This window comes from Stenotrophomonas sp. TWI1149 (assembly GCF_039673155.1).
Lineage (GTDB): Bacteria > Pseudomonadota > Gammaproteobacteria > Xanthomonadales > Xanthomonadaceae > Stenotrophomonas > Stenotrophomonas maltophilia_AA.
Genome location: NZ_JBDJLB010000012.1, coordinates 39,385 through 62,022, shown reverse-complemented (window position 1 = coordinate 62,022; position 22,638 = coordinate 39,385). Strand labels below are relative to the sequence as shown.

General features: G+C 68.1%; 14 protein-coding genes. 4 read left to right on the top strand and 10 right to left on the bottom strand.

Annotated elements, in window-relative coordinates; all coding sequences use genetic code 11:
• Positions 1-40: 40 nt before the first annotated feature.
• Both ABE424_RS14415 and ABE424_RS14410 read right to left on the bottom strand, forming a co-directional pair.
• Positions 41-4,690, bottom strand: a complete 4,650-nt coding sequence (locus ABE424_RS14415) for an autotransporter outer membrane beta-barrel domain-containing protein (protein ID WP_346491199.1) — start codon at positions 4,688-4,690, stop codon at positions 41-43.
• A gap of 132 nt (positions 4,691-4,822) precedes the next feature.
• The gene (locus tag ABE424_RS14410; protein ID WP_346491201.1) at positions 4,823-6,010 is read right to left on the bottom strand and encodes a DUF6708 domain-containing protein; all 1,188 of its coding nucleotides are present in this window, start codon (positions 6,008-6,010) and stop codon (positions 4,823-4,825) included.
• A gap of 114 nt (positions 6,011-6,124) precedes the next feature.
• On the opposite strand from ABE424_RS14410, the gene ABE424_RS14405 reads away from it, so the two are divergent.
• A complete protein-coding gene (locus tag ABE424_RS14405; RefSeq protein WP_346491202.1) occupies positions 6,125-7,780 on the top strand; it encodes an acetolactate synthase large subunit in 1,656 nt (551 codons plus the stop codon).
• Between the two features lie 34 nt (positions 7,781-7,814).
• A complete protein-coding gene (locus tag ABE424_RS14400; RefSeq protein WP_346491203.1) occupies positions 7,815-9,197 on the top strand; it encodes an aldehyde dehydrogenase family protein in 1,383 nt (460 codons plus the stop codon).
• 28 nt (positions 9,198-9,225) lie between these two features.
• Here ABE424_RS14400 and ABE424_RS14395 read toward each other — a convergent pair whose 3' ends face one another.
• Positions 9,226-9,786 (bottom strand): DUF4865 family protein, encoded by a 561-nt coding sequence (locus tag ABE424_RS14395; RefSeq protein ID WP_346491204.1) that lies wholly within the window; start codon positions 9,784-9,786, stop codon positions 9,226-9,228.
• Complete coding sequence (locus tag ABE424_RS14390) at positions 9,783-10,181, bottom strand: tautomerase family protein (RefSeq protein WP_346491205.1); 399 nt, start codon at positions 10,179-10,181, stop codon at positions 9,783-9,785. Before ABE424_RS14390 ends, ABE424_RS14395 begins: the two co-directional genes overlap by 4 nt.
• 103 nt (positions 10,182-10,284) lie before the next feature.
• Here ABE424_RS14390 and ABE424_RS14385 point away from each other — a divergent pair, with 103 nt between their 5' ends.
• A complete protein-coding gene (locus tag ABE424_RS14385; RefSeq protein WP_346491206.1) occupies positions 10,285-11,181 on the top strand; it encodes a LysR substrate-binding domain-containing protein in 897 nt (298 codons plus the stop codon).
• Between the two features lie 72 nt (positions 11,182-11,253).
• Here the strand turns inward: ABE424_RS14385 and ABE424_RS14380 are convergent, their stop codons facing one another.
• Both ABE424_RS14380 and ABE424_RS14375 read right to left on the bottom strand, forming a co-directional pair.
• Positions 11,254-12,915: a fatty acid--CoA ligase gene (locus tag ABE424_RS14380; RefSeq protein ID WP_346491208.1), complete on the bottom strand. Its 1,662-nt coding sequence runs from the start codon at positions 12,913-12,915 to the stop codon at positions 11,254-11,256.
• A gap of 24 nt (positions 12,916-12,939) precedes the next feature.
• Entirely contained in the window at positions 12,940-14,793 is a 1,854-nt protein-coding gene (locus ABE424_RS14375) for a 3-hydroxybutyrate oligomer hydrolase family protein (protein ID WP_346491209.1), read from the bottom strand.
• An 88-nt stretch (positions 14,794-14,881) separates the two neighbouring features.
• Between ABE424_RS14375 and ABE424_RS14370 the strand changes: the two genes are divergently transcribed.
• Complete coding sequence (locus tag ABE424_RS14370) at positions 14,882-15,556, top strand: response regulator transcription factor (RefSeq protein ID WP_346491210.1); 675 nt, start codon at positions 14,882-14,884, stop codon at positions 15,554-15,556.
• Between the two features lie 41 nt (positions 15,557-15,597).
• Here the strand turns inward: ABE424_RS14370 and ABE424_RS14365 are convergent, their stop codons facing one another.
• The 4 genes from ABE424_RS14365 to ABE424_RS14350 all read right to left on the bottom strand — a co-directional run bounded on the left by ABE424_RS14365 (position 15,598) and on the right by ABE424_RS14350 (position 22,546).
• On the bottom strand, positions 15,598-18,933 hold the full coding sequence (locus ABE424_RS14365) for a PAS-domain containing protein (RefSeq protein WP_346491211.1): 3,336 nt from the start codon (positions 18,931-18,933) through the stop codon (positions 15,598-15,600).
• 69 nt (positions 18,934-19,002) lie between these two features.
• Positions 19,003-19,485, bottom strand: coding sequence for a MaoC family dehydratase (locus ABE424_RS14360; RefSeq protein WP_346491212.1), 483 nt, complete (start codon positions 19,483-19,485; stop codon positions 19,003-19,005).
• Positions 19,482-20,360, bottom strand: a complete 879-nt coding sequence (locus ABE424_RS14355) for an alpha/beta hydrolase (RefSeq protein WP_346491213.1) — start codon at positions 20,358-20,360, stop codon at positions 19,482-19,484. Before ABE424_RS14355 ends, ABE424_RS14360 begins: the two co-directional genes overlap by 4 nt.
• Positions 20,361-20,371: 11 nt before the next feature.
• Positions 20,372-22,546 (bottom strand): TonB-dependent receptor, encoded by a 2,175-nt coding sequence (locus ABE424_RS14350; RefSeq protein ID WP_346501942.1) that lies wholly within the window; start codon positions 22,544-22,546, stop codon positions 20,372-20,374.
• Between the last annotated feature and the right edge of the window lie 92 nt (positions 22,547-22,638).

Genomic DNA, 22,638 nt, shown 5'->3' with positions numbered 1-22,638 from the left:
TCACCGCAAGTGACCGGCGGCAGGGCGCCTCGCGTCGTGCCTACCAGTTCCAGCGCATGCCCACCTTGCCGTTCCACGCCGTCTCGTCACCGTTGAAGCTCCAGCTGTAATCGAGGTCGGCATACAGGTAGCCGGTCTGCGTGACCTGCCAGGTCCCGCCGATGCCGACTTCGCCCCACGCCCCCCCCATGTCCACCGCAAACGGCACGTAGCCGCTGTTGCTGGCGAACGTCGCGCGGGGCGTACCGCGGAACTCGTGCCAGACATTGCCGCGCAGCCAGGCATTGCTGCTGCGGGCATCGCCCTGCGCCGTCTCGCGCTGGCCGGTGCGGTTCAATCGCGCACCGACGCGCCCGACCAGCGAGTCGCCGTCGCTGAAGTGCACCTGCGCGGTGGCATCGTCCAGATCGTCGACATCGATCTGCTGCCAGATCAGCTGCGCCTGTGGCTCCAGCCGCCAGCGTCCGTTCTCGCCGGCGGATCCGTCGTCTTGATCGAGGAGGAACGGCCAGCCGCCTTCCAGCGACAGCGCCAGCCCGTCGGCATCGACAAAACTGTCGGCGGTGCGCGGGGACTGCAGGCGCATGTCATACCAGGTGTATTGAGCGACCGCGTCGATGTAGGCGCCCTTGGCGGAGAACGCCGTCCAGTAGCCGCCGATCGAGCCCGCCTTGAACCGGTCCGTCCCGGCGTGGAAGCGATACTCCAGGAAGTTGTGCCGCACGTCGCCCTTGCCCTTGCCGTAGGCGAGATAGACGCCGGCGTGGCGACGGCGCAGATCCTCGGCATCCACCCGGCGGTAGAGGTCGGTGCCGATCTGCAGCGCATCGAAGCGATAGTCGAAGTCGGGGCCGCGATCGCCGTAGATGCCGCGGCGCCCGCCATCATGTTCGCCGTCGTGGCCGAGGTAACGCATCCAGGCGCCATTGAACCCACTGCGTACGGTATCCAGGTCGCCGCGCTGATGCAGCAGCTGCTCGTCGCCGACGCGTTCGTGCAGGGTGTCGATCAGGGTGCGGCCGTACACCTGGGCCATCGCGGGCGCGGCGGCGATCAGCGAGACTTCCTGCCGATAGGCCGGCGGCGGCGAGGGGCTGGGCGGCTCCGGTGGCGCTGGATCCGGCGGTGCGGGATCCGGTGGCGGCGGCAGTGGAGGGGCGGGGCAGGGCGGTACCGGCGCGCCCGGGATGGCGCAATCGATCACCGAGCGCAGGTACCAGCTGTTCTCCACATCCGCGCCGGAGACCGTGGCCGCGCCGCCGCGGTACAGGAAGTACTCGTACGGACCCGCCACCACCGGTGCCGCCAGCGCGAAGTTGTCGGGCGTGCTGGTGGCGTTGCTTGCCTGCACCACGCGGATGCCATCGGCGAGCGTCCGGTCGCCACGTCCGCCGGTGTTGTGGATCTCCAGGGCTCCTAGGCCACTGCTGCTGCCATCCACCACCACCAGCTGGTCCGAGGGCGAGGCATCGTCGCCCAGCCAGGTGTTCAGAGCGAGCGTGCCATTGCCGCTGTAACGCGACACGGTCAGGGTCTTGTAGCCGACCGCCTGCGCAGGATCGCCGGCCGGCGCTGCAAACGCGATCCGGCTGCGGTCGTTGACCAGCGTGGTGAGGGTGGAGTTGCCGGTCAGGTTCCACAGCGTGTCACGCAACACGACGTTGGAGATGCTGCCGGGCAGGGTGATCGCGGCGCCAGTGAGCACGCTGCCGGTCGCGGTGATGGTGGCGACCGTCGGCGTGTCGGCCGCCGGCAACACCACCGGCGGCGCCGGTACCGCCATCGTCAGGGGCACTGGCGGATCATCGGGCGGAAGGTCCGGGGGAAGGAGCGGGACAGCGGCGTCGAGCCCGTCGAAATCGGCGATGGCACCGACCTTGAGCCACAGGTCGCGGCCCTGCACCGTGGTGCCGGCCAGGTCGATCTGCGCCGCCCCGATGGCGCCCACCCCGGGGCCGTCCGCAGCGGCAAGCGTGGATTGCGTGACCGAGGCCGACGCTGCGGCCGGGTCGCCGCGTACCAGCAATGCCGCCGCGCCGGGGCCGGTGGTGGCCAGCGCGGCATCGGCGACCTCCACGCGACCGCCGTTCCATGCCACCGCTGCGTGGGCCAGCGCGCCGCGGGTAGTGACACGGCTGCCACCGCCCAGCAGCAGGCGCCCATTGCCGGCCCAGGCGATCAGCCCGTGCGCCTGCACGCCCTCCGTGGTGATGGTGCTCGCTGTGGCGGTCAGCAGGCTGTCGGCATACGCGGCCAGGCCATAGCCATGCAATCCGCTGGTCGTGACGGTCATGCCGCTGGCACGGATCTGGCCAGCGCCCGCCGCACGTGCACCGATGGAATCGATGCCGCGCGTGGATATGCTCCCATTGGCCACGGTCGCGATCGCATCCACGCCCTGGATGTTGAAGCCCTCGCTCGCATCGCCCAGCGTGGTGATGCTGCTGCGCGCCCCGTCGGCCTGGCCCGTCGCCGGATCGACGTTCATCCAGACGCGCCCCCCGGCCGTGCCCACATACACCCCGTGGCCGGAGATGCCGGACGCAATGAAGGCAGCCGGGTCGGTCACCGGGTTGCCGCCTGCATCGATCGGCCGGCCGAAGGTGGGCAGCGCCAGGTCGGTTCCCAGCAGCACGCCGGTACGGATCGTGTCGCCACTGGAGATCAGCGTGCCGGCAGTGCCGCCGCTGGCGTTGAGCGTCATCCCGGGGCGGCCTGAGTTGATGATGGTCGTTCCAGCGCTGTCGATGGTGCCGCCGGTGGCGTTCAGGCCGATGCCCCCCGGACCGCCGCCACCGATGTAGAGATTGCGTGCGGTGACGCGGGTGGCCGCGCCATCGGCACGGATGCCCGCGCCACTTCCCGATGAGGTCAGGGTGCTGTCGGCGATGCTTATCTGCGCGCCGGCCTGGCCGTACACGCCATGGGAATTGAGATCGGTGGTGCGCGTGTCCAGGCGCAGCAACGCCGCCTGCGGTCCGACCCCGCCGGCCGCGCCCTGGACCAGTACGGCATTGGAGTTCACCCCGTGCGTGGTGATCACCGTGTTGGCTGCCTGCAGCAGCGAGGTCGCAGCCGCCGCCTGGGCCACCAGCACGCCGGTGCTGTTGTTGCCGTAGGTCTCGATACGTGTCGTGGTGCCCAACGGTGAGCCATCGGCCGCCACGTCCAGCCGCAGCGCGCCCCCCGTGGAGGACACCTGCGCCCCGTTCGCCCCGGTGGTGCCGGTGGCCACATAGGCGGCAGGATCCGTGGTGGCATTGCCGCCGGCATCCACCGGCAGGCCATAGCTGGCGGCGGACGGATCGGTGCCCAGCTGCACGCCGGTCAGCAGGGTGTTGCCCTGGCTGACCACCGTGCCGCCGCTGGCCGCCTGCAGGCCAACCGCTGCGTTGCCGCCGGCAATGCCTGACGTGTAGACCTCGCTGCCGCTCAACGTGAGCGTACCTTCGGTCAGTGCGTGGGCGCCGATGGCGGCGTTGCGCAGCGTGGAAAGGCGCAGCCCGTTCGCCGTGATCGCACTGCCGTTGCCTTCGGCGCGCAGCGCATTGCCACCCTGACCCGCAGCGATCACGACCCCGGGCGTGCCACCCACGGTCACCGTGCTGCCGCCGCCGGCGAGCACGCCGTGCGCATTCTGTCCCGCCACCCGGATGTCCAGTCCATCAAGCTGCACCTGCGAGGTACCGGTTGCCGACACCCCGTGCGCGGTGATGCCGGTGGCGTTGATGGTCACACCGGCCAGCACCCCCTGCGCATCGACGAACGCCAGCCCGGTCGCGCCGGTCCCCGTCGTGTCGATGGCGAGCTGCGACGCCTGGAGCCGCGCACCGGTAGCAAATCGCCCACCGCTGTTGTTGTTTCCGCGGGTCACGATATTCACGGCGTGCACATCGAACTGCGCGCCACTGCTGCCGAACAGCCCGTGGCTGCCATTGCTGGCGCCGGCCCCGGTGCCCAGGATGTAGATCGAGGTGGTCCCGCCCGTGGGGGCGCCGGCACCATCCACGTTCAGCCGCACCGTCCCGTCAATGGCACTGATGCCATGCGCCGCCGTGGCCGCCTTGCCCACGTAGGCCGCGGGATCGGTCACCAGGGTGCCGCCGGCGTCCACCGGCAGCCCGTAGGTTCCTGGCGTGCCCGGCTGGGTGCCCAGCACGATGCCGGTGGCGATCACATCGCCGCTGCCGGTGAAGCTGCCGCCGGCCACCTGGATGCCTTCGCTGTTGGCCTGCGAGGTGTAGAACCGCGTGCCGGTCGAGGTCAGCGTGGTGCCTGCTTCCAGTCGCGCAGCGGGGCCACCGGCGCCCAGCCGGCTGACCGTGGCGCCGGCGGCCAGAAAACTGACCGCGCCGCCGCGGGTCGAGCACACGGTTGCGGTGTTGGCCGTGCTGGTGATCAGTGCCACCGCGCCGGTCGCGTTGATCACGCCGGCGTTGGCGGCATAGAACGCAGGCGCACCCGCCGTGGTCGGCGCGTAGGTGCCCCCGGCGATCGTCAGCACGGTGCCATCGGCGCGGACCTGCTGGGCCGGCACGGTCGCGGGCACCGTCACGCAGCTCGCCGCGTCCACGCTCTGTGCCAGTGCGTACCAGGGTGCTGATGCCGCCAAGCCCACCAGGAGCAGGCTGCTGCGCGGCGACACGATGCGGGACGCCACGCGTTGCCGCGTGCAGCGGGTGTTGGCCATGGGACCTCCCCCTGTCGTGACGCGTGCGGGGCGCCGCGTGCCACCCGAGTCTGGTCACAACACCCTGTGGGCTCAACCGCAATACGTGCGAGGTGGGGGCAGTAAAACTACGGACGCCGCCACCGTGGCACCTCACTGCAGTCCCGCTGCCTTGCAGGCATCGACGAAGGTCGCGCCCTGTTTATCCATCGCCGTTTTCACGATCTGATTGGCTTTCACAAGCGCGGCGCTGGGCGTGGCCCATTGCGCTTCGGGCAGTGCCTGGGACCAGGCAACCACAGCGTCCGGCAGCACAGGTCGGTCCCGGCGATGAACCCATTCGGCCAGCAGATAAGGCGCCTTCCAGAATGTCAGTACGCGCCAGAGGTACCAGCGACGAAGCGGCCAGTAGGAGCGCGTGCTGTATCCGTACTTCTCCCGTTGCTCCGGGGTCAGATCGTCGCCGCCATCGTCCAGCGAACCCATCGCGCGAGCATCCTCACGCTCGATCTCGAACGTGTGCATCCCCTCGTAGGTCTTCAGGCGATCCGCGCTCGGCGTGAGGCCCAGTGCCTTGAACCACGGGTTTGGCGCATTGAACTGCTGATGGTCTTCCATGTAGTTGCGTATCGCCGTCCACATGCCCAGGGAGTGCGAATCACTCGCCTGAGACAACAGGATGAACTGCACTCTGTCCTGTTCTTCATCCTCCAGCCCCATGCCGAAGGTGTACTGGCGGATCGCGCCATAACCGGTCACGCCCTGGGAATTGGAGACCCAGGCGACCACGCTTTCCCATGGCACGATCAGGACGCGGTGGGTCTTGCGGTCGATGTAACAGACTTCGCGGCGCTGGCGGTTGAAGCGCACCGGGTAGGGCTTGTCACGCTTGAATGCATCACCGAGCAGGCCGTAGGCGTAAGCCCCCAAGGGAAGCAGGCCGCCAAGCGACCCCAGCGCAAAGACCTGGATGAACGATTTCAACTCCCCCCAGGGATCCGGCCAGTTCTGCGGATAAGCGAGCACGCAATACAGAACGATGAGGGCCGGTACGCCAACGACGACGAACAGGAAGACCGAGATGGACCCGGCCAGAATCTTGCCCCCTTCAACCGTTCCCCAGTTGTTTCCGCCCATCTCCAGGAACACATCGTTCACGTCCGAGAAGTTTCGACGGGATGCCTGGACCTGGCCGGTGTGAACCGGCAACGGGGACAGGAACAGGGTTTCGCTCAGACCTTGGACCCGGATTTCACCCGCTGAAGGACGTTGACTGCGGATGTCGAGACCCTGCTCGGCCGCAACCCCCTTGTTGCTTTTCTTGAAGAGACGCTTGAACACGCGCTGTTGCCGGATGGACAACGTTGCATGATTTCACACGGGATATCGACTGTCACCGGGCGGGAAAACAACCCGGCGTATAGTGAGGCCATCCTCACCGCAAGGATCAATGCTATGCAGAAGGGCTCGGATCTACTGGTCAAGGCGCTGGAAAACGAAGGCGTAGACCGCATCTTTGGCGTGCCGGGCGAGGAGAACCTGGACTTCCTGGAGTCGCTGCGGAACTCGCGCATCCAGCTGGTCCTCACCCGTCACGAGCAGGCGGCCGCGTTCATGGCCGCCACCCACGGCCGGCTCACCGGGCGGCCCGGCGTGTGCCTGGCCACGCTCGGCCCCGGCGCACTGAACTTCTCGACCGGCGCGGCCTATGCCCACCTTGGTGCATGGCCGATGATTCTCATCACCGGCCAGAAGGCCGTGATGAGTGCCAAGCAGGCGCGCTTCCAGATCGTGGACATCGTGGCGTCGATGAAGCCGCTCACGAAAATGACGCGCCAGATCGTCAGCCCGGCCGCGATTCCCGCCACGGTGCGGGATGCATTCCGCGTGGCGATGGAAGAACGCCCCGGCCCGGTACACCTGGAGCTCCCGGAGGATGTCGCCGGTGAGGAAGTGGACGATGTGCCCGTCATTCCGGTGCATCCCCTGGAACGTCCGATCGCGCCAGCTGCCGCGCTGGATCGGGCGGAAGCCGCCATCCTGGCCGCCAAGCGACCGCTGGTGATGATCGGCGCGGCCGCAAGCCGACCGTGGCTCACCGAGGCGCTGTCCGCGTTCGTGGCGCGCACGCGGCTGCCGTTCTTCAACACGCAGATGGGCAAGGGTGCGGTGACCGGCGGCTCCAACCTCTACATGGGCACGGCCGCACTGTCCGAGGGCGACTATGTACATGAGGCCGTCGCCCGCGCGGACCTGATCATCGCCATCGGCCATGACACCGTTGAAAAGCCCCCCTTCCTGATGAAGAGCGGCGGTGGCCCCAAGGTCATCCATATCAGCTTCCAGTCGGCCACGGTCGAGCAGGTCTACCACCCCGATATCGAGGTGCTGGGCGACATCGGCCCCTCGGTGGATGCCCTGGCCGGGCGCCTGGAAGGGCGCCTGACGGCCGATGACGGCATGATCGAGCTGCGGCAGAACATCCTGGCCCGGCTCAACGACCGCGCGGAGGAGGACCGTTTCCCGGTCACGCCGCAGCGCTTGGTGCATGACGTGCGCCAGTCCATGCCGGACGACGGCATCGTCTGCCTCGACAATGGCATGTACAAGATCTGGTTCGCGCGGAACTACCGCACGCATGTCGCCAACACGCTGCTGGTCGACAACGCGCTGGCCACGATGGGGGCCGGCCTGCCGTCCGCCATGATGGCCGCGATGCTGTACCCGCAGCGGCGCGTCATGGCCGTGTGCGGCGATGGCGGTTTCATGATGAACTCGCAGGAGATGGAAACCGCCGTCCGGCTCGGGCTCAACCTGGTCGTGGTCATCCTCAACGACAGTGCCTACGGCATGATCCGCTGGAAGCAGGCGGTGGATGGCTTCGAGGATTTCGGAATGCGCTTTGGCAATCCCGATTTCGTGAAGTATGCCGAGGCCTACGGCGCGAAGGGCAGCCGGGTGACGGCCGTCGACCAGCTGGTGCCGATGATCGAAGCCGCCTTCGCGGGCGGCGGCGTCCACGTGCTGGACGTGCCCATCGACTATTCCGAGAACACCCGCGTGCTGGTGGATGAACTGCGCAACCGCACCCCGAACGTAGGCTGCGCATGATCGCCTCCGATGCCACACCCTCAAGGAGTCCCGCATGTTGACCGTCGTACAGGCCTTCGACCGCGCCCCGATCGCAGAAATCGGCTTCGACACTGCCACCGCGCTGGAGCACAAGCTCAGCGCCGCCGAGCGGGTGTTCAAGGACCGCGACGGCTGGCTTGCGCCGCACGCGCGCATCGCGATCCTGCGCAGGCTTGCCGCCTTGATGGACGCCAGGCGCGACCACCTCGCCCTGCAGATTGCCCGCGAGGGCGGCAAGCCGCTGCCGGATGCCATCATCGAGACCACGCGCGCCATCGATGGCGTCCACAACGCCGCCGATGAGCTGCGCAACTTTGCCGGCCGCGAAATACCGATGGGGCTGTCGGCAGCGTCGGAGGGACGCTGGGCGTTCACCACCCGCGAGCCCATCGGCGTCGTGGCGGCGATCTCGGCGTTCAACCACCCGCTGAACCTCATCGTGCACCAGGTGGCACCGGCCATCGCGGTCGGTTGCCCGGTCATCATCAAGCCGGCCTCGGCAACGCCGCTGTCCTGCCTGGAATTCGTGGCGATGGTGCATGAGGCCGGGCTGCCCGAACCGTGGTGCCAGAGCTTCCTCCCGGAAGGCAACGACCTTGCCGAAGCGCTGGCCACCGACCGCCGTGTTGCCTTCCTGAGTTTCATCGGCTCGGCGCGGGTAGGGTGGTCGCTGCATGCCAAGCTGGCACACGGTGCACGTTCAGCGCTGGAGCACGGCGGCGTTGCGCCGGCCATCGTCGACCGCAGTGCCGATCTGGCCAAGGTCATCGAGCCGATCGTCAAGGGCGGCTACTACCATGCGGGCCAGGTGTGCGTCTCCACGCAGCGCATCTTTGTCCACGACGCTGTGGCCGATGACTTCACCCAGGCACTCATCGCCCGGGTCGAACGCCTGCGCACCGGCGATCCCACGCTGAAGGACACCGAGGTGGGCCCGCTGATCCAGCCACGCGAGGCGGACCGCGTCGCCGAATGGATCGCGGAGGCCGTGCGCGGCGGCGCGCAGCTCGCCGCGGGCGGCAAGCGACTTTCCGAGACCACACTGCAGCCCACCGTGCTGCTCGATCCGGCCAGTGACGCCCGGGTGACCACGCAGGAGATCTTCGGCCCGGTCGTGGCGGTCTATCGCTACACCGAACTCGACGAGGCGATCGCGCGCGCCAACTCCCTGCCTACCGCATTCCAGGCCAGTGTGTTCGCCCAGGATATCGACGTCGCCCTGCGCGCCGCCAACCGGCTGGATGCCTCGGCCGTGATGATCAACGACCCCACGGCGTTCCGCACCGACTGGATGCCCTTCGCCGGCCGCCGCGAGTCGGGTTACGGCACGGGGGGCATTCCGTACACGATGCGGGACATGTCGCAGGAGAAGATGATCCTGATGCGCAGGAGCTGAGTGAGGCGTGCTGGGCGAGGACGTGCCTTCACGCGGTCGGCAACGACACATGCCCGACTGCATACACCTGCGCCGCCGCGTCCTCCAGGACAGGAGCCTGCTTCCATAGCTGGAGGCGCAGCTGAGTCCACCCAGCGGGATCGAACCCATTCACCACCGCCAGCGCACCGCGTGCGATCGCATCGCGCGCCTCGGCAACGGCCTGGGCGCGCAGTGCCGCCAGATCAGCGTCGGCGCTGATCGGAGTGAGGGTGCGGCTGGCGTGGCGCGCCTGCGCCAGCCCCGGCGCCAGTTCGGCATGCCACGGCAACCAGGTCTGCACCGTCGGCCGCCCCAGGTCGCGGCACAGCGTGGCAAACGCCGCGCTGGCCAGAAAGTCGATTTGAGCCTGCGGTGTTGCCCACAGATAGAACGGCGCGTACAGATTGGCGCTGCCGTGCACACCCGCCTGCCGGCGCGCACTGAGCCAGGCCTTCATGCGCAGTTGCGGGTAACCGTCGAACAGCGGCCCCTTGTCGGCGATGCGACGGTCGATCTGCGCCATGTCATGGGCGTCGTCCAGAACGACGCTGTATTGCATGGCGATCATGGTGCTGTCCCGCTGTCATCGGCCGCCGAAATGCCTCCACCGAACGACCAGTCCTCCCAGCCCGATTCGGCGATCACCACCATCACATCCTGGGCGGGAATGCCCGGCGCCTGCTCCAGCTCATCGACCAGTCGCCGGAAGAACGCCGCTTTGGTCGCGGCGCTGCGCGGCTTGCCGGTGGTGATATGGAACAGCACGTACTGGTCCGAGCGCGGGCCGCCACGGTAATGGCGGTCGAACACCAGTTCGCCCGGGGCATGCTGGTGCACAGCCACGAAACGGTCGTGTGGCGGTACCTGGAAGCTTTCGACCAGTGCGCGGTCCAGGGCGTTGGTGAGCGCCCCGAGGTAGGCCGACGAACGGCCGGCCAGGAGCGAGATGCGGGTAAAGGGCACGGAAAGCTCCGAAGCGGGGCGGGGAGGTGTACTCTCGCCTGCCTGGGGCATCCTGAAAATCGGATTATTCGGGATCGACAATCCCTCAATACGGGACAATTATATGCGTCTGACCAATCTCGACATGGATGCGCTGCGCAGTTTCGTGACCGGCCTTGATGCCGGTTCGTACGCCCGCGCCGCCGACCGTCTGGGCCGCTCCACCTCGGCGGTGAGCGCACAGTTGAAGAAACTTGAAGAGCAGGCCGGGGTGCCGCTGCTGCGTCGCTCCGGCCGCGGGCTGGGCCTGACCGGGGAGGGCGAGGTGCTGCTGTCCTACGCGCGGCGCTTGCTCGGCCTCAACGATGAGGCAGTCGCGGCGCTGCGCCGCGAGCCGCTTCAGGGCTGGGTGCGGCTGGGCATCCAGGAGGACTTCGGGCAAAGCGTGCTGCCGCAGGTGCTGGGGCAGTTCGCACAGGCCCATCCGCAGGTGCGCATCGAGGGCCGCATCGCACGCAATGCCGAGCTGCTTGACAAGGTGGCCAGCGGCCAGCTCGACCTGGCACTGGCGTGGGACGAGGGCCATGCCGCGGCGGCGCGGATCGCGGCGATACCGCTGTGCTGGCTGAGCGCGGCCGACGGCGGTCCACGCTGGCACCGCAACAGCGGCGAGCCGTTGCCGCTGATCGCACTGGAGGCACCGTGCCTGATGCGCACCCTGGCCTGCGAGGCGCTGGACCGGCACGGCATCGCCTGGCGGCTGGCCTTCACCAGCCCCAGCCTGGGTGGCTTGTGGGCAGCCACCGCCGCCGGGCTCGGCGTCGCGCTGCGCACGCCGATCGGACTGCCGAGCACGCTGCGTGCACTACCCCCCGGTGCGCATGGGCTGCCCCCGCTGCCGTCGCTGGGCTTGGCACTGCACCGCGCGCCGCAGCAGAACAGCGCGCCGGCCGCGCACCTGGCCGAGATCATCGAGCAGGCGTTGCATGCGACGCTGCCTGGCGGTTGGCTGTTGCGGTGAGCAGCTCTCTGCTGGATCGGGGCATCAGCCGGACCGCGGGGCTGATCCGTGCCCGCGCCCTGCAGCCGAGCATCAGCGGGCGTTGTTGGCCACGCCCTGGTCATGCAGGCTGCGCAGCTTCTTCTTGTTGATCTTGCCGACGCTGGTGCGTTCTATCGCCTCCACGAAGCTGACCCGGTCCGGGATCGCGTAGCGGGAGATATCACCTGAGCGGCTGCGGGCTGCGACCAGCTCGATGATCTCGGCTTCGGTCACCGCGCTGTTGGCATGGGTGACCACCAACGGCAGCGGTCGCTCGCCCCATTTCGCATCGCTGACGCCGATCACGGCGACCTCGCTGACCGCCGGATGCATCGCAATGATGTCTTCCAGCGCGAGCGAGGAAATCCACTCGCCGCCTGTCTTGATCACATCCTTGATGCGGTCGGTGACGCGCAGGTAGCCGCCGGCGTCGATGTTGCCGATGTCTCCGGTATGCAGATAGCCGCCCGCCCATAGCGCCGCCGACGCATCCGGGTCGTGCAGATAGCCTTCGGTGAGCCAGGGCGCGCGCACCACCACCTCGCCGGTGGCGATGCCATCGTGGGCCACGTCGTTCATGGTGTCGTCCACGATCCGCAGGTCCACCAGCGGCACCGGGATGCCAGCCTTGGTCCGCAACGACAGCGCCTCATCCGAACCCGCCACGGCCTCGGCATCGATCTGGGCGAGGGTGAGCAGGGGGCAGGTCTCGGACATGCCGTAGCCGCCGAAAATGTCGATGCCGCGGGCCAGAGCCCGTTGCGCCAGTGCGCGGGGCAAGGCAGCGCCGCCGATGACCACTTTCCAGCCGCCCAGATCGGTCTGTGCAGCGACGGGATGGTCGAGCAGCATATGCAGGATGGTCGGCACGCAGTGCGAGAAGGTCACCTTCTCGCGCGCGATCAGCTCCAGCAGGCGGCCCGGCAGATAGCGGCCGGGATAGACCTGTTTGAGGCCCATCAGCGTGGCCACGTAGGGCAGGCCCCAGGCATGGACGTGGAACATCGGCGTGATCGGCATGTAGACATCGTCGCGATGCAGGCGCCCCTGGCTGGCTGCACTGCCCAGTGCCGCCATCCCCGCCAGTGAGTGCAGCACCAGTTGCCGATGACTGAAGTAGACCCCTTTGGGCAGGCCGGTGGTGCCGGTCGTGTAGAACGTGGTGGCGCGGGTGTTCTCGTCGAAGTCCGGGAAGCAGGTGATGGGCGTGGCCTCACGCAGGCCGGCTTCGTACTCGGCTGCGAAACCGGTCGGCAGCGGGCCACCGGCATCATCCAGCAGGATCCGGGTGCGCAGATCCGGCAGCTGTTCATCGATGCCTTCGAGCACCGGCAGGAACTCGCGATTGGCCAGCAGCACCCGCGCGCCACTGTGATTGAGCGTGTAGGCGATCTGCTCGGGAGCAAGGCGGACGTTCACCATCATCAGCACCGCACCGATCATCGGCACCGCGAAGTAACTCTCCAGGTAACGGTTGCTGTCCCAGTCCATCACCGCCACGGTATCGCCGTGCTTCACCCCGAGCGACGTCAGCAGGCCGGCCAACTGGCCGATGCGCGCCTGCAAGGTGCGGTAGTCGAAGCGGACCCAATCGCCGCACACGATCTCCTGCTCCGGACGCACCGCCAGTGGTGTATGCAACAGCTGCTTGATCAGCAGCGGATACGCATGGGGCCCGGGTAGGGACGAGGACGCGGCGGTGGACAGCGACATGGGGTTTTCCTGGGAAACAGCGCGTCAGCGGCCGGGACTGGCCTGGGGCGCGGGAATGGACAGGGTGTCGCGCAGCAGCGGGGCGTCCGCACGGGGTGTCGGCTGGATGAGCGCATCCCGTGGCAGAGCGCGGGCGGGATCCTCAAGGTGATCCCACACCTGGTCCAGGGCGGCGAACATGTAGGGCAGCAACGGCACGTAACGCTTCCGGTAGTCCGGGAAGCCCAGCAGCGAGTCGAAGTGCTGGGCGTTGTCCACCCGCCAGTACGCAATCTGCGCTCCGGCACTGCGTGCGAGCGCCACGTAACGATCACTGGTCATCCCGATCGGCACCAGGCCGTCGTCGATGCCATGGATGACCACGATCGGCAGGCCGCGGCGCGGGGCCTTGACCGCCGCCTCGGCGATGCCGGCGCGTACCCGCCGCGCATCGGCGCTGTCGGCACTGCCAAGCGCGCGCAGGCAAGTCAGGCCTTGCAGCGGATCCTCTGCCGACTGAGCCGCGTCGCCGTCCACCAGCACCACGCCGCTGCCCGGCGGGATGCCACTGCCTTCGCTCCACCAGGTGGAACGACCCTCTGCAGCCGCCGGACCGGGGCTACCGTCAGCAGCGGCGGCCGCAAAGCGGTACGCACAGGGATGTTCGCCCGGGCCGTAGCGCCCATAGGCCGATGCGTAGGTCACCGCGATCGCGCGCCACAGATCGAACCCGGTCGGAAACGCGCCGGCGCGGAGGGCGCCGTCGCTCAGCCCTGCGTCGGCAAGCTGCTGGCGTGCAGACTGTGCCTGTGCCGCGGTGTCATCACCCTGCACCCATCCACCGGACTTCAGCAGGGCGCAGCGCTGCGCGCCTGCCGGTGCTGCCTGTGATTGCAGGGGGGGGTGTGGCAGATCATCGAGTGCCAGCAACGCACAGGGCATCAGCAGCGCCGACCGGGTAACGAAATCGTACAGCGGTGGCGCGCCTGCAACCGACACGTTGGGCTCGCCCGCCACCATCGCATCGAACCCGGCGCCCTCGATCTCCGCCGCACGCAGCACGGCACCACCGCCGTTGGATACGCCGACCCCCAGCGTGCGCGTCGTCGCCGCGGTAAAGGGAGCGGAGCGGGGGTAGGCGCGGTCCAGCGCCTGCAGCCCGAACTGCACTGCCTGCAGCAGATGCCGGCCCCAGTCCGCCTCGGGGTTGTCGCCCGAATGCGCGTGCTTGAACGCGACGCCGTGCGCGGCCGCCGTGGCCGCGGGAACGAAAGCCAATGCGCCCTCGCCAGCAGGCGTGCCGTCGGCCTGGACGCCGATGCGGGCGTCCAGGTCGTAGTAATCGCTGCCGGCGCCCTTGTCGGTGTAGGCGACGGCGCACCCATGGGCCAGGCCCCAGCTGCCGGCAACCGCAATCGCGCCGTAGATGCCACGCGAGCCGGAGGAGGCGGCGACGACCAGGCAGCGTCTGGAGGCATCGAAGCTGTCGGGCACCTGCACCAGCACACGATGGGGATGGCGGGCGCCGGGGGCGCGCGCGTAGGCCGAGAACTCGCGACCCGGGGCCGGCTGCAGGCTGCCGTAGACATCGCCGAAGCCACCGCCCGGGGTCAGGTCGGCGATGCCACGCCAACTGCTCCAGATCGCGCGGCGCCGTGCTTCCCCGGCCGTCGGTCGCGCCGGGCTGGCGAACGCCGGTGCGGTCGCCGAGCGCAGTGCATCGATTCCCAAACCTGCCGTCAGCAGGTCATCGTCGCCGCGATGCGTGGTTTCCCGCCACTGTTCGAACACCGGGGCGGCACCATCCGCACGGGGTTGGGCGGCATGGGCAACGGCGAGGCACCCCGACAACAGCGGCAGCGCGGCGCACAGCAGTACAACGGGGCGACGGATGTTCATGGCGCCACACTAGCAAGCCGGTCGGGACGCGCCAGCGTACCTAGGTACCCGTGCCCGATCGCGGACGATTTGCTAACCTCGGCTGGACATGCCGACCCTGCTCATCGCCGATGACCACCCCTTGTTCCGCGCCGCGCTGCATCGCGCAGCCGAGGAGGCGGTGGTCGATCTGCAGATCAGCGAGGCCGATTCACTGCACAGCGTGCTGGAAGCGATCGAGCACCAGCAGATCGACCTGATGCTGCTGGACCTGCATATGCCGGGCAACCACGGGCTTGCCGGGCTGGCGACCATACGGGCATTGCAGCCTGGACTGGCGATCATCATCGTATCGGCCAACGAAGAGCCACACGTCATCCGCCGCGCGATCGACCTGGGTGCGGCAGGCTACCTGCCGAAGAGTTCGGGGCTGACCGATCTGCAGTCTGCGCTGCAGTCCGTGCTGGAAGGTGAGCGCTGGATCCCGGCGATGCTGCGCGAGCCGGTGGCGCGGGTGGCGCCCTTCAGCAAGGACGCCGATCTTGCCGCGCGCCTGGCCAGCCTGTCTCCACATCAATACAAGGTGCTCAGCCTGGTGGCCGAAGGACTGCTCAACAAGCAGATCGCGGACCGGCTGGGCGTGCAGCTGCGCACCGTCAAGGCGCATATGACCCGCATCATGGGCCGCCTGGGGGTGCGCAATCGTGCGCAGGCCATCCGCGTGCTGCACGAAATGGGGTTGACCGATCCATCCCGACAGATCGAAGCGGCACAGGACGCCTGATCCGCGGCGTGGACATCGCTTGGCCAGCGCATTGCCGGGCCTCAGCGCGTTGCCGTGCCCGGCACGGCCAGCAGGTGATTGATGGCCCAGCGCAGCGCCAAGGGCTTGAACGGTTTGTTCAGCAGCGATAGACCCACCTCGCGCACCGCGTCGCGCGTGTCACCGCCGGTATCGGCGCTGAGAATCACGGTCGGCCGCGGGCCATGGACGGCAACCAGCCGTTTCCAGAGCGCGACGCCGGTATCGCCATCGTCGAGGTGGTAGTCGAACAACCACAACGCGGCCTCGTGCGCCGACACCTCCAGCGCGCTCGGGTCGCACACTGCAATGACGTCGCAGCCCCAGGAGAGCAGCATCTGCCGCATGGCCTCCAGCGCGTCCGGATCGTTATCGACCACCAGCACCCGGAGGCCCTTGATGGCGCTGCTGCCGCTGGCGGCGGGCTCCGTTCGTGGTACCGCGGGAGGCACTGCCCGCGCCACGGTGATGGAGAACGCGGAGCCGCGCTCGAGCACGCTGTGCAGGTGCAGCGGCGCATGCAGCAGGGCGGCGATCCGGTGCGCAATGGTGAGGCCAAGACCCAGACCCTGGCCGATGCTGCGATCGCCGCGATGGAACTCCTCGAACACCACCGCCTGCTGCGTCGGCGCGATGCCGGGTCCACTGTCATGCACCCCGATCAACAGCCCGTGGCCCTGGCGACGCACCCCCAGCAGGACACCACCGACGCGGGTGTAGCGGATGGCATTGGCCAGGAAGTTCTGCAACACGCGGCGCAGCAGCAAGGGGTCGCTGTGCACCCAGGCGCGGGTGCGCACATAACGGAACTGCAGGCCGTGCGCGGCGGCCAGCACGGCGAACTCCTGCGCCAGCGGATCCAGCACGGTGGACAGCGCGAACGGGCGCGGATCGGCGACCAGCCCGCCGGCTTCCAACCGTGAAATATCCAGCAGGCCCGACAGCAGGTCGTCGGTCGAGTCCAGGGCGCCACGGATCTGGCGCAGGAAGCTGTCCAGGAACTCGGAGTCGATGTGCTGCGACATCGCATCGGTCAGCAACTGCGCCGCGTGCAGGGGCTGGATCAGATCGTGGCCGACCGCCGTCAGGAAGCGGGTTTTGGCCACGTTCGCGCGCTCGGCTTCGTGCACGGCCAACTCCAGCCGGGCCGTGCGGTCCTGCACGCGGCGTTCCAACGTTTCGTTGCTGCGCTTGAGTGCGTCCTCGGCCCGGCGGAAGGCGGTGACATCGGTGAATGTCGCCACGTAACCGCCCCCCGGCATCGGGTTGCCGCGGATCTCGACGATCGTGTCATCCGGGAAGATCCGTTCGGACAGATGCGGCGTGCCGCGCCGCATGTGCACCACGCGGCGCTGCAGTGCCTTGTCGGGCGTGTCGCCGGGGGCATCCCCGATCTTCAGTTGTCCCAACGCCCACGCGGTGAGGTTGATCACCGGCTGTCCCACCTGCAGCAGCTCCGGGGGGAACTTGAACAGTGCGGCGTAGCGGCTGTTCCAGGCGACCAGCTGCAGCTGCGCGTCGACCACGCTGATGCCCTGGCTCATGTTCTCCAGCGCCGCTTCCAGCAGGCGCTGGTTGAAGCGCAGCACCTGGGTGGCTTCGCCGACCGCGCGGGTGACCGCGTCCAGGGGCGCGGCGCCGCCATCGCGTGCGGCTTCCACCAGCAGCCGCGCCATGCCCGCACCCACCACGGCGGTCAGTTCACGTTCGATGGCGGTGACCCGGTCGTCATCCAGCATCTGCCCGGCGTGTCCGTCCATCAGCTGCCGTGCCCGTTCCTGGCCGAGGAAGCGACCGGCCGTCTTGCGCAACGACGCCGCTGCCACCGCGTCGCGCTGTCGCGGCAGCGAGGGGCGCACCGCACGCGACACCAGGACGACGGTCACCAGGTTGACCGCCAGGCTGGCGCCCATGCTGATGGCGATATGACCCGGTTGCGGACGCAACGAGAACATCGCCAGCCAGTGCAGCCCGCCCGGGCTGGCCGACGGCGGTGGGGTCGGGACCACCATCGGCAGCAACACCAGCCACAGCCAGACCAGCAATCCCAGCACGATGCCGGCGATGATCGCCGGGGAGGGTGTGCGCGGGCGGTACACCGCCAGCAGCACCGCCGGTGCCAGCTGCGAGAGCGCGGTGAACGACATCAGGCCGAAATCGCTGAGCGCCTCGGTGCCGCTCATCGCGCGGCTGTACAGCCACGCCATCAGGAACACGGCGAGGATGCCGGCGCGGCGGAAGGCCAGCACGCGGGGACGCAGGTCGGCACCGGCGTTGACGCCATGGACGCCTCCCAGCAGCCGTGATCCCACGCCATGGTTGCCGAGCATGATCGACAGGGTCAGCCCGGACAGGATCATCATGCCGGTGGCGGCGCTCAGACTGCCCAGGTAGGCGAGCAAGGCCAGCAGGTGGTGCCCGCGCGCCTGCGGCAGCGCCAGCACGTACAGGTCGGGCGACACCGAGGGCGGCAGCTGCGCGGCACCGGCCAGCGCCATCGGCACCGACGGCAGTCCGATCAGCAGCAGATACACCGGGAACAGCCAGCGCGCCGTCTTCAGGTCCGACGACTGGCGCAGCTCGACCACACCCACATGGAACTGATGGGGCAGGGTGAACGCCGCCATCGCACCGAGTGCCACCATGGTCAGGTAGTCCGGCACGACCGCTGGCGGCGGCAACTCAGCCATCTTCTCAAGCAGGGGCGTACCGGCCTGGTGCACCGACAGCCCGGCATACAGGCCGATCGCCAGCAGCGCCGCCAGTTTCAACAGCGATTCCAGGCCCAGCGCGACCACGATGCCGCGGTTGTGCTCGGTGGCCGACGCCTTGCGCGCACCGAACAGGGTGGTGAACGCCGCCATCGTCAGCGCGAACCAGAACGACATGTCCAGCTGCCACCCGACGGGCGCGAATTGATCGCCGAGCAAGGTGCCAAGCCCTTGGCTGACCGCTTTGAGCTGCAGCGCGATGTAGGGAATGATGCCGAACAACGCGACCAGGGTGATGGTGGCGCCCAGCCCTTGATCGGCACGCAGCCGCGCGACTACCAGATCGGCGATGGTCGCACTGTTGTGCTGCTTGGCCAGCCGCCCCAGCCGCGCCAGGAACGGCAGGCCGAATGCGAAGATCAGCGCCATGCCGATCAGCGTCGGCGGGATCGGGAAGCCCCATTGCACGCCCTGCGAGGCTGCCCCGTAATACGTCCATGCGGTGCAGTGCACGCCCAGCGACAGCGCGTAGATGGCGGGCCATGCCTTCGTGAGGCGGTGTCCCTGGCGTTCGCCCCACAGCGCGACGCCGAACAACAGCACGGTCCACGCGATGCAGGCGAACAGGACGATGGAGGGCGTCAACATCGCTCCAGTGTAGAGAGAACCGCAGCCGGCGTGCAGCACGCCCGCCATGCGCTGTGGGGCGGAGCGGGACTAGCCGGCGACGATCAACGACAGCTGCTCGGCGACCAGTGCCACCTCGCCGCCGGGGACCACTTCCACGGTCTTGCGCTGGGTCAGCAGCCACTGACCCGGCTGGCGCGCTTCCAACGACAGCAGCCGCGAGCGCACCCGCACCTCCGAGCCGCTGGGCACCGGCGCCAGGAAGCGCACCTTGTTCAACCCGTAGTTCAGTACATGGGCGATGCCGGGGAAGCCAACCAGGGCGGCCACGTCCTCTTCCACCGTGAGCGAGAGCAGGAGGAAGCCATGCGCGATGGTCTGCCCGCCCGGCAACCCGGCCGCTGCGCGGACCGGATCGACGTGGATCCAGTTGTGGTCACCGGTGGCGTCCGCGAACGCATCGATGCGCGGCTGCGCGATCCGCCTGACGGCGCCCAGCCGCTCGTTGGCCGCCCATTGCTGCAGGGCCTGCAGGGCGGCAGGCAGCGCTTCGCTCGATGCAGCGGTACTCATCGAACGCGCTCCAGCAGGGCCAGGATCGCGTCACGCGCCTCCGGCTCGGACAAGGTCGGCGCATGGCCCACCTCCGGCACTTCGACCAGACGGGCGTTCGTCGATGTCGCGGCCATCTGCCGTGCCACATCGGCAGGCAGGATGTCCGACAACGCGCCGCGCACCACCAGCACCGGCACGCGTGCCGTCAGCCCACGCACCGCGCGCCACAGCACCGGGCGCAGCAGCCACAGCACCCACGGCCGGGTCGTGCGGATCACCGCCGGATCGTAGTCCAGCACCAGCATCCCATCCTCGCGCTGGCGGAAGGTGCGTGAAGCCATCGCCCGCCAGTCCTCGACGGTGAAGCGGGGGAACGCGGCCTTGCCGATGGATTCCACGTAGGCCGTGGCCTGCGCAGGATCCATCGGCGGCACGGGCTTGCCGGCGTATATGCCGATCCGTGCCAGGGCCTCGCGCGGCACCTTGGGGCCGGCATCATTCAATATCGCCGCGGCGATAAGTCCGGGCGCACGGGAGGCGAGGGTGATGGTCACCAGCACGCCCAGCGAAGTACCGATGAACACGGCCTTGTCGATGTTCTGCGAGCGCAGCAGCGCCACCATGTCGTCGGCATACGCCCGCGGGTTGTAGCCGGACGGGTCCGGCGCGCGTTCTGAACCTGCGCGCCCGCGCAGGTCAACAGCGATCACGCGCCAACCGGTCTCGGTCAGTGAACCGGCCAGCGCATCGAAATCGGCCCCGTTGCGGGTCAGACCGGGGATGCACACCACCGTGCCCCGGTGCGCTTGCCCCGGCTGCGGCGCATGGTCGCGCGCGTGCAGACGCAGGCCATCGTCACTGTTCCAGTACAGATCATCGTAGGACGGCGTCATGCAGGTGTTTCCTAGAAATCGTAACGGGCACTGAGACTATATTGGCGCGGCGGACCATAGAACCCGATCAGCGTGCCGACCGCCGGGATGTTGTAGCCGGTGGTCCGATACGCCTTGTCGGCCAGGTTGGTGCCCTGCAGCGAGAACGTCCAGGCCTCATCGAGCTTCCAGATCACACCGGCGTTGACCAGCCCGTAGCCGTCCTGGCGGATCACCGGGCTGAGGTCGGTGGTCGGCCACACTTCACTCTGGTAGCTGTAGCTCACGCGTGCGGACAGAGTGCCGCCGCGGGCCAGCTCGGTGCGGTACTCCACGTTCAACGCGCCCGAGAAGTCCGGTGCGTTGGTGAACTTCATCTGGTCGGCGACGTTGACGCCGCGATCCAGGTACTCGTCGTACTTGGCATCCAGCCAGGCCAGGTTGCCCGAGATCAACCAGTGCTGGCTGGGCAGGTACTGGTACTCGATCTCCAGACCATTGATGGTGCCGGAGCCGGCATTGGTGAAGTCGCCGAAGAAGCCGTCATCCACGCCATCGCCATTGGTATCGATGCCGGTGAACACGGACAGCTGGATGTCCTTGTACTTGTTGTGGAAGGCCGAGAGGTTCAGGAACAGACGCTGGTCGAGGAAGGCCATCTTGCTGCCTATCTCCAAACTGTCGACGGTTTCGTCATCGAACGGTTCGGCCGAGCGCGGCACCGCCACGGCATTGGCGCGGATGTTGTAGCCGCCCGACTTGAATCCCCGCGTGGCAAGACCGTAGACCATGATGTCCGGCGTGACCTGATAGTCCAGCGAGACCTTCGGCGAGACGTTCTTGAAGTTGGTCTTCTTGTCGAAATCCGCCGTCACGGCGACCGGCCGGCTGAAGGTCGGATCGGAATAGAGGCGGTTCAGCACGATCGCGCGCTTGTCTTCGTCGGTGTAGCGGGCGCCTGCGTCAAGCTTGAGCCTGCTGGTCAGGTCGAAGGTCCAGTCCGCATACAGCGCGATGCTGTCGGTCAGCACCTTGCCCTGGTTGTCCGCGAACTGCGCGCTGAAGTAGTTGTTCTGGATCTGACCACCGGCTTCACCGCTGAACTGGTAGAGGCCCACGACGCCGCGCACACGGCCCCCCGCATCGTAGTTGAGCTGCACCTCGTTGCTGACCTGGTTGTCGTTGTAGGTACCGCCAACGTCGGCCAGCTTCACCGGCGTGCTGTCGAAGTCGATGTTCGCCTCGCTGTCCGATTCGCGCTTGGCCACCACGTACTTCAGCGCCACGTCCTCGCTGGGTCGCCAGTTCACCGTCGCCGAGGCGCCCTTCGTCTCCACGCTGTTGAGGTTGCGCATGCCCGAACGGATGTCGTAGCGGTCATCCATCGGCGGATACGCCCGCAGGAACGGGTTGGGTGCCAGCATCCTGGAACCCCGCATGCCCGACTGGTCATCGACCCAGTCCAGGGCGAACTGCACGTCAAGATCATCGCCTGCGTACGCGCCCAGGTTCAAGCGCGCGGCATTGATCTGTTTGTCGCTGACCGGCTGGCCGTTGAAGGTGTTCTCGCCGAAGCCGTCACGATTCATGCTGGCCACCGCTACGCGGGCACGCAGGCCACTGTCCGGCCCGCCCAGCGGACCGCCGATGGCCGCCTTGGCGTCCAGCTGGTTGTAGTTGCCCGCGGTAATCTGGGCGAACCCTTCGGTCTGGGTCGGCAGCCCGCGCGAGATGTACTTGATCGCGCCGCCGATGGTGTTCTTGCCATACAGCGTGCCCTGCGGGCCGCGCAGCACCTCGATGCGCGATACGTCGAACACATCCAGCAGCGCACCCTGCGGGCGCGCGATGTAGACGTCGTCCAGGTAGATGCCCACGCCCGGGTCAGCCCCCCAGGTCGGATCGGATTGGCCGACGCCGCGGATATACGCGGTGACCGTACTGCTGGCACCGCGTGCAGCGTAGATGGTCAGGTTGGGCAGCTGTCCATCCAGGTCGCTGATGTCCTGCACGTTCATCCTGTCCAGGGCTTCGGCGGTGAAGGCCGTGACGGCCACCGGGACTTCCTGCAGGGTTTCCTCGCGCTTGCGCGCGGTGACCGTGATGCTGTCCAGCGTGGTGGCCGATGCGGTCCTGCCCGCCGACGGCGCGGCCTGTGGTGCGTCCTGCGCCAGTACCGGCCCGGAGGCCAACAGCGTGCCGATCATCAGGCTCAAACAGTTCCGCTTCATTCGGTCCTCCCCCCAGGCATGTGCATTGCAGATGGCCCATTGCCACCCCTGGAGCCTAGGCTAGCGGT

What these genes read in the sequence shown, in the direction of transcription:
- ABE424_RS14415 (WP_346491199.1), bottom strand. Translation starts at nt 4,690, where the DNA reads ATGGCCAACACCCGCTGCACGCGGCAACGCGTGGCGTCCCGCATCGTG.
- ABE424_RS14405 (WP_346491202.1), top strand. Translation starts at nt 6,125, where the DNA reads ATGCAGAAGGGCTCGGATCTACTGGTCAAGGCGCTGGAAAACGAAGGC.
- ABE424_RS14400 (WP_346491203.1), top strand. Translation starts at nt 7,815, where the DNA reads ATGTTGACCGTCGTACAGGCCTTCGACCGCGCCCCGATCGCAGAAATC.
- ABE424_RS14395 (WP_346491204.1), bottom strand. Translation starts at nt 9,786, where the DNA reads ATGATCGCCATGCAATACAGCGTCGTTCTGGACGACGCCCATGACATG.
- ABE424_RS14385 (WP_346491206.1), top strand. Translation starts at nt 10,285, where the DNA reads ATGCGTCTGACCAATCTCGACATGGATGCGCTGCGCAGTTTCGTGACC.
- ABE424_RS14380 (WP_346491208.1), bottom strand. Translation starts at nt 12,915, where the DNA reads ATGTCGCTGTCCACCGCCGCGTCCTCGTCCCTACCCGGGCCCCATGCG.
- ABE424_RS14375 (WP_346491209.1), bottom strand. Translation starts at nt 14,793, where the DNA reads ATGAACATCCGTCGCCCCGTTGTACTGCTGTGCGCCGCGCTGCCGCTG.
- ABE424_RS14370 (WP_346491210.1), top strand. Translation starts at nt 14,882, where the DNA reads ATGCCGACCCTGCTCATCGCCGATGACCACCCCTTGTTCCGCGCCGCG.
- ABE424_RS14365 (WP_346491211.1), bottom strand. Translation starts at nt 18,933, where the DNA reads ATGTTGACGCCCTCCATCGTCCTGTTCGCCTGCATCGCGTGGACCGTG.
- ABE424_RS14360 (WP_346491212.1), bottom strand. Translation starts at nt 19,485, where the DNA reads ATGAGTACCGCTGCATCGAGCGAAGCGCTGCCTGCCGCCCTGCAGGCC.
- ABE424_RS14355 (WP_346491213.1), bottom strand. Translation starts at nt 20,360, where the DNA reads ATGACGCCGTCCTACGATGATCTGTACTGGAACAGTGACGATGGCCTG.
- ABE424_RS14350 (WP_346501942.1), bottom strand. Translation starts at nt 22,546, where the DNA reads ATGATCGGCACGCTGTTGGCCTCCGGGCCGGTACTGGCGCAGGACGCA.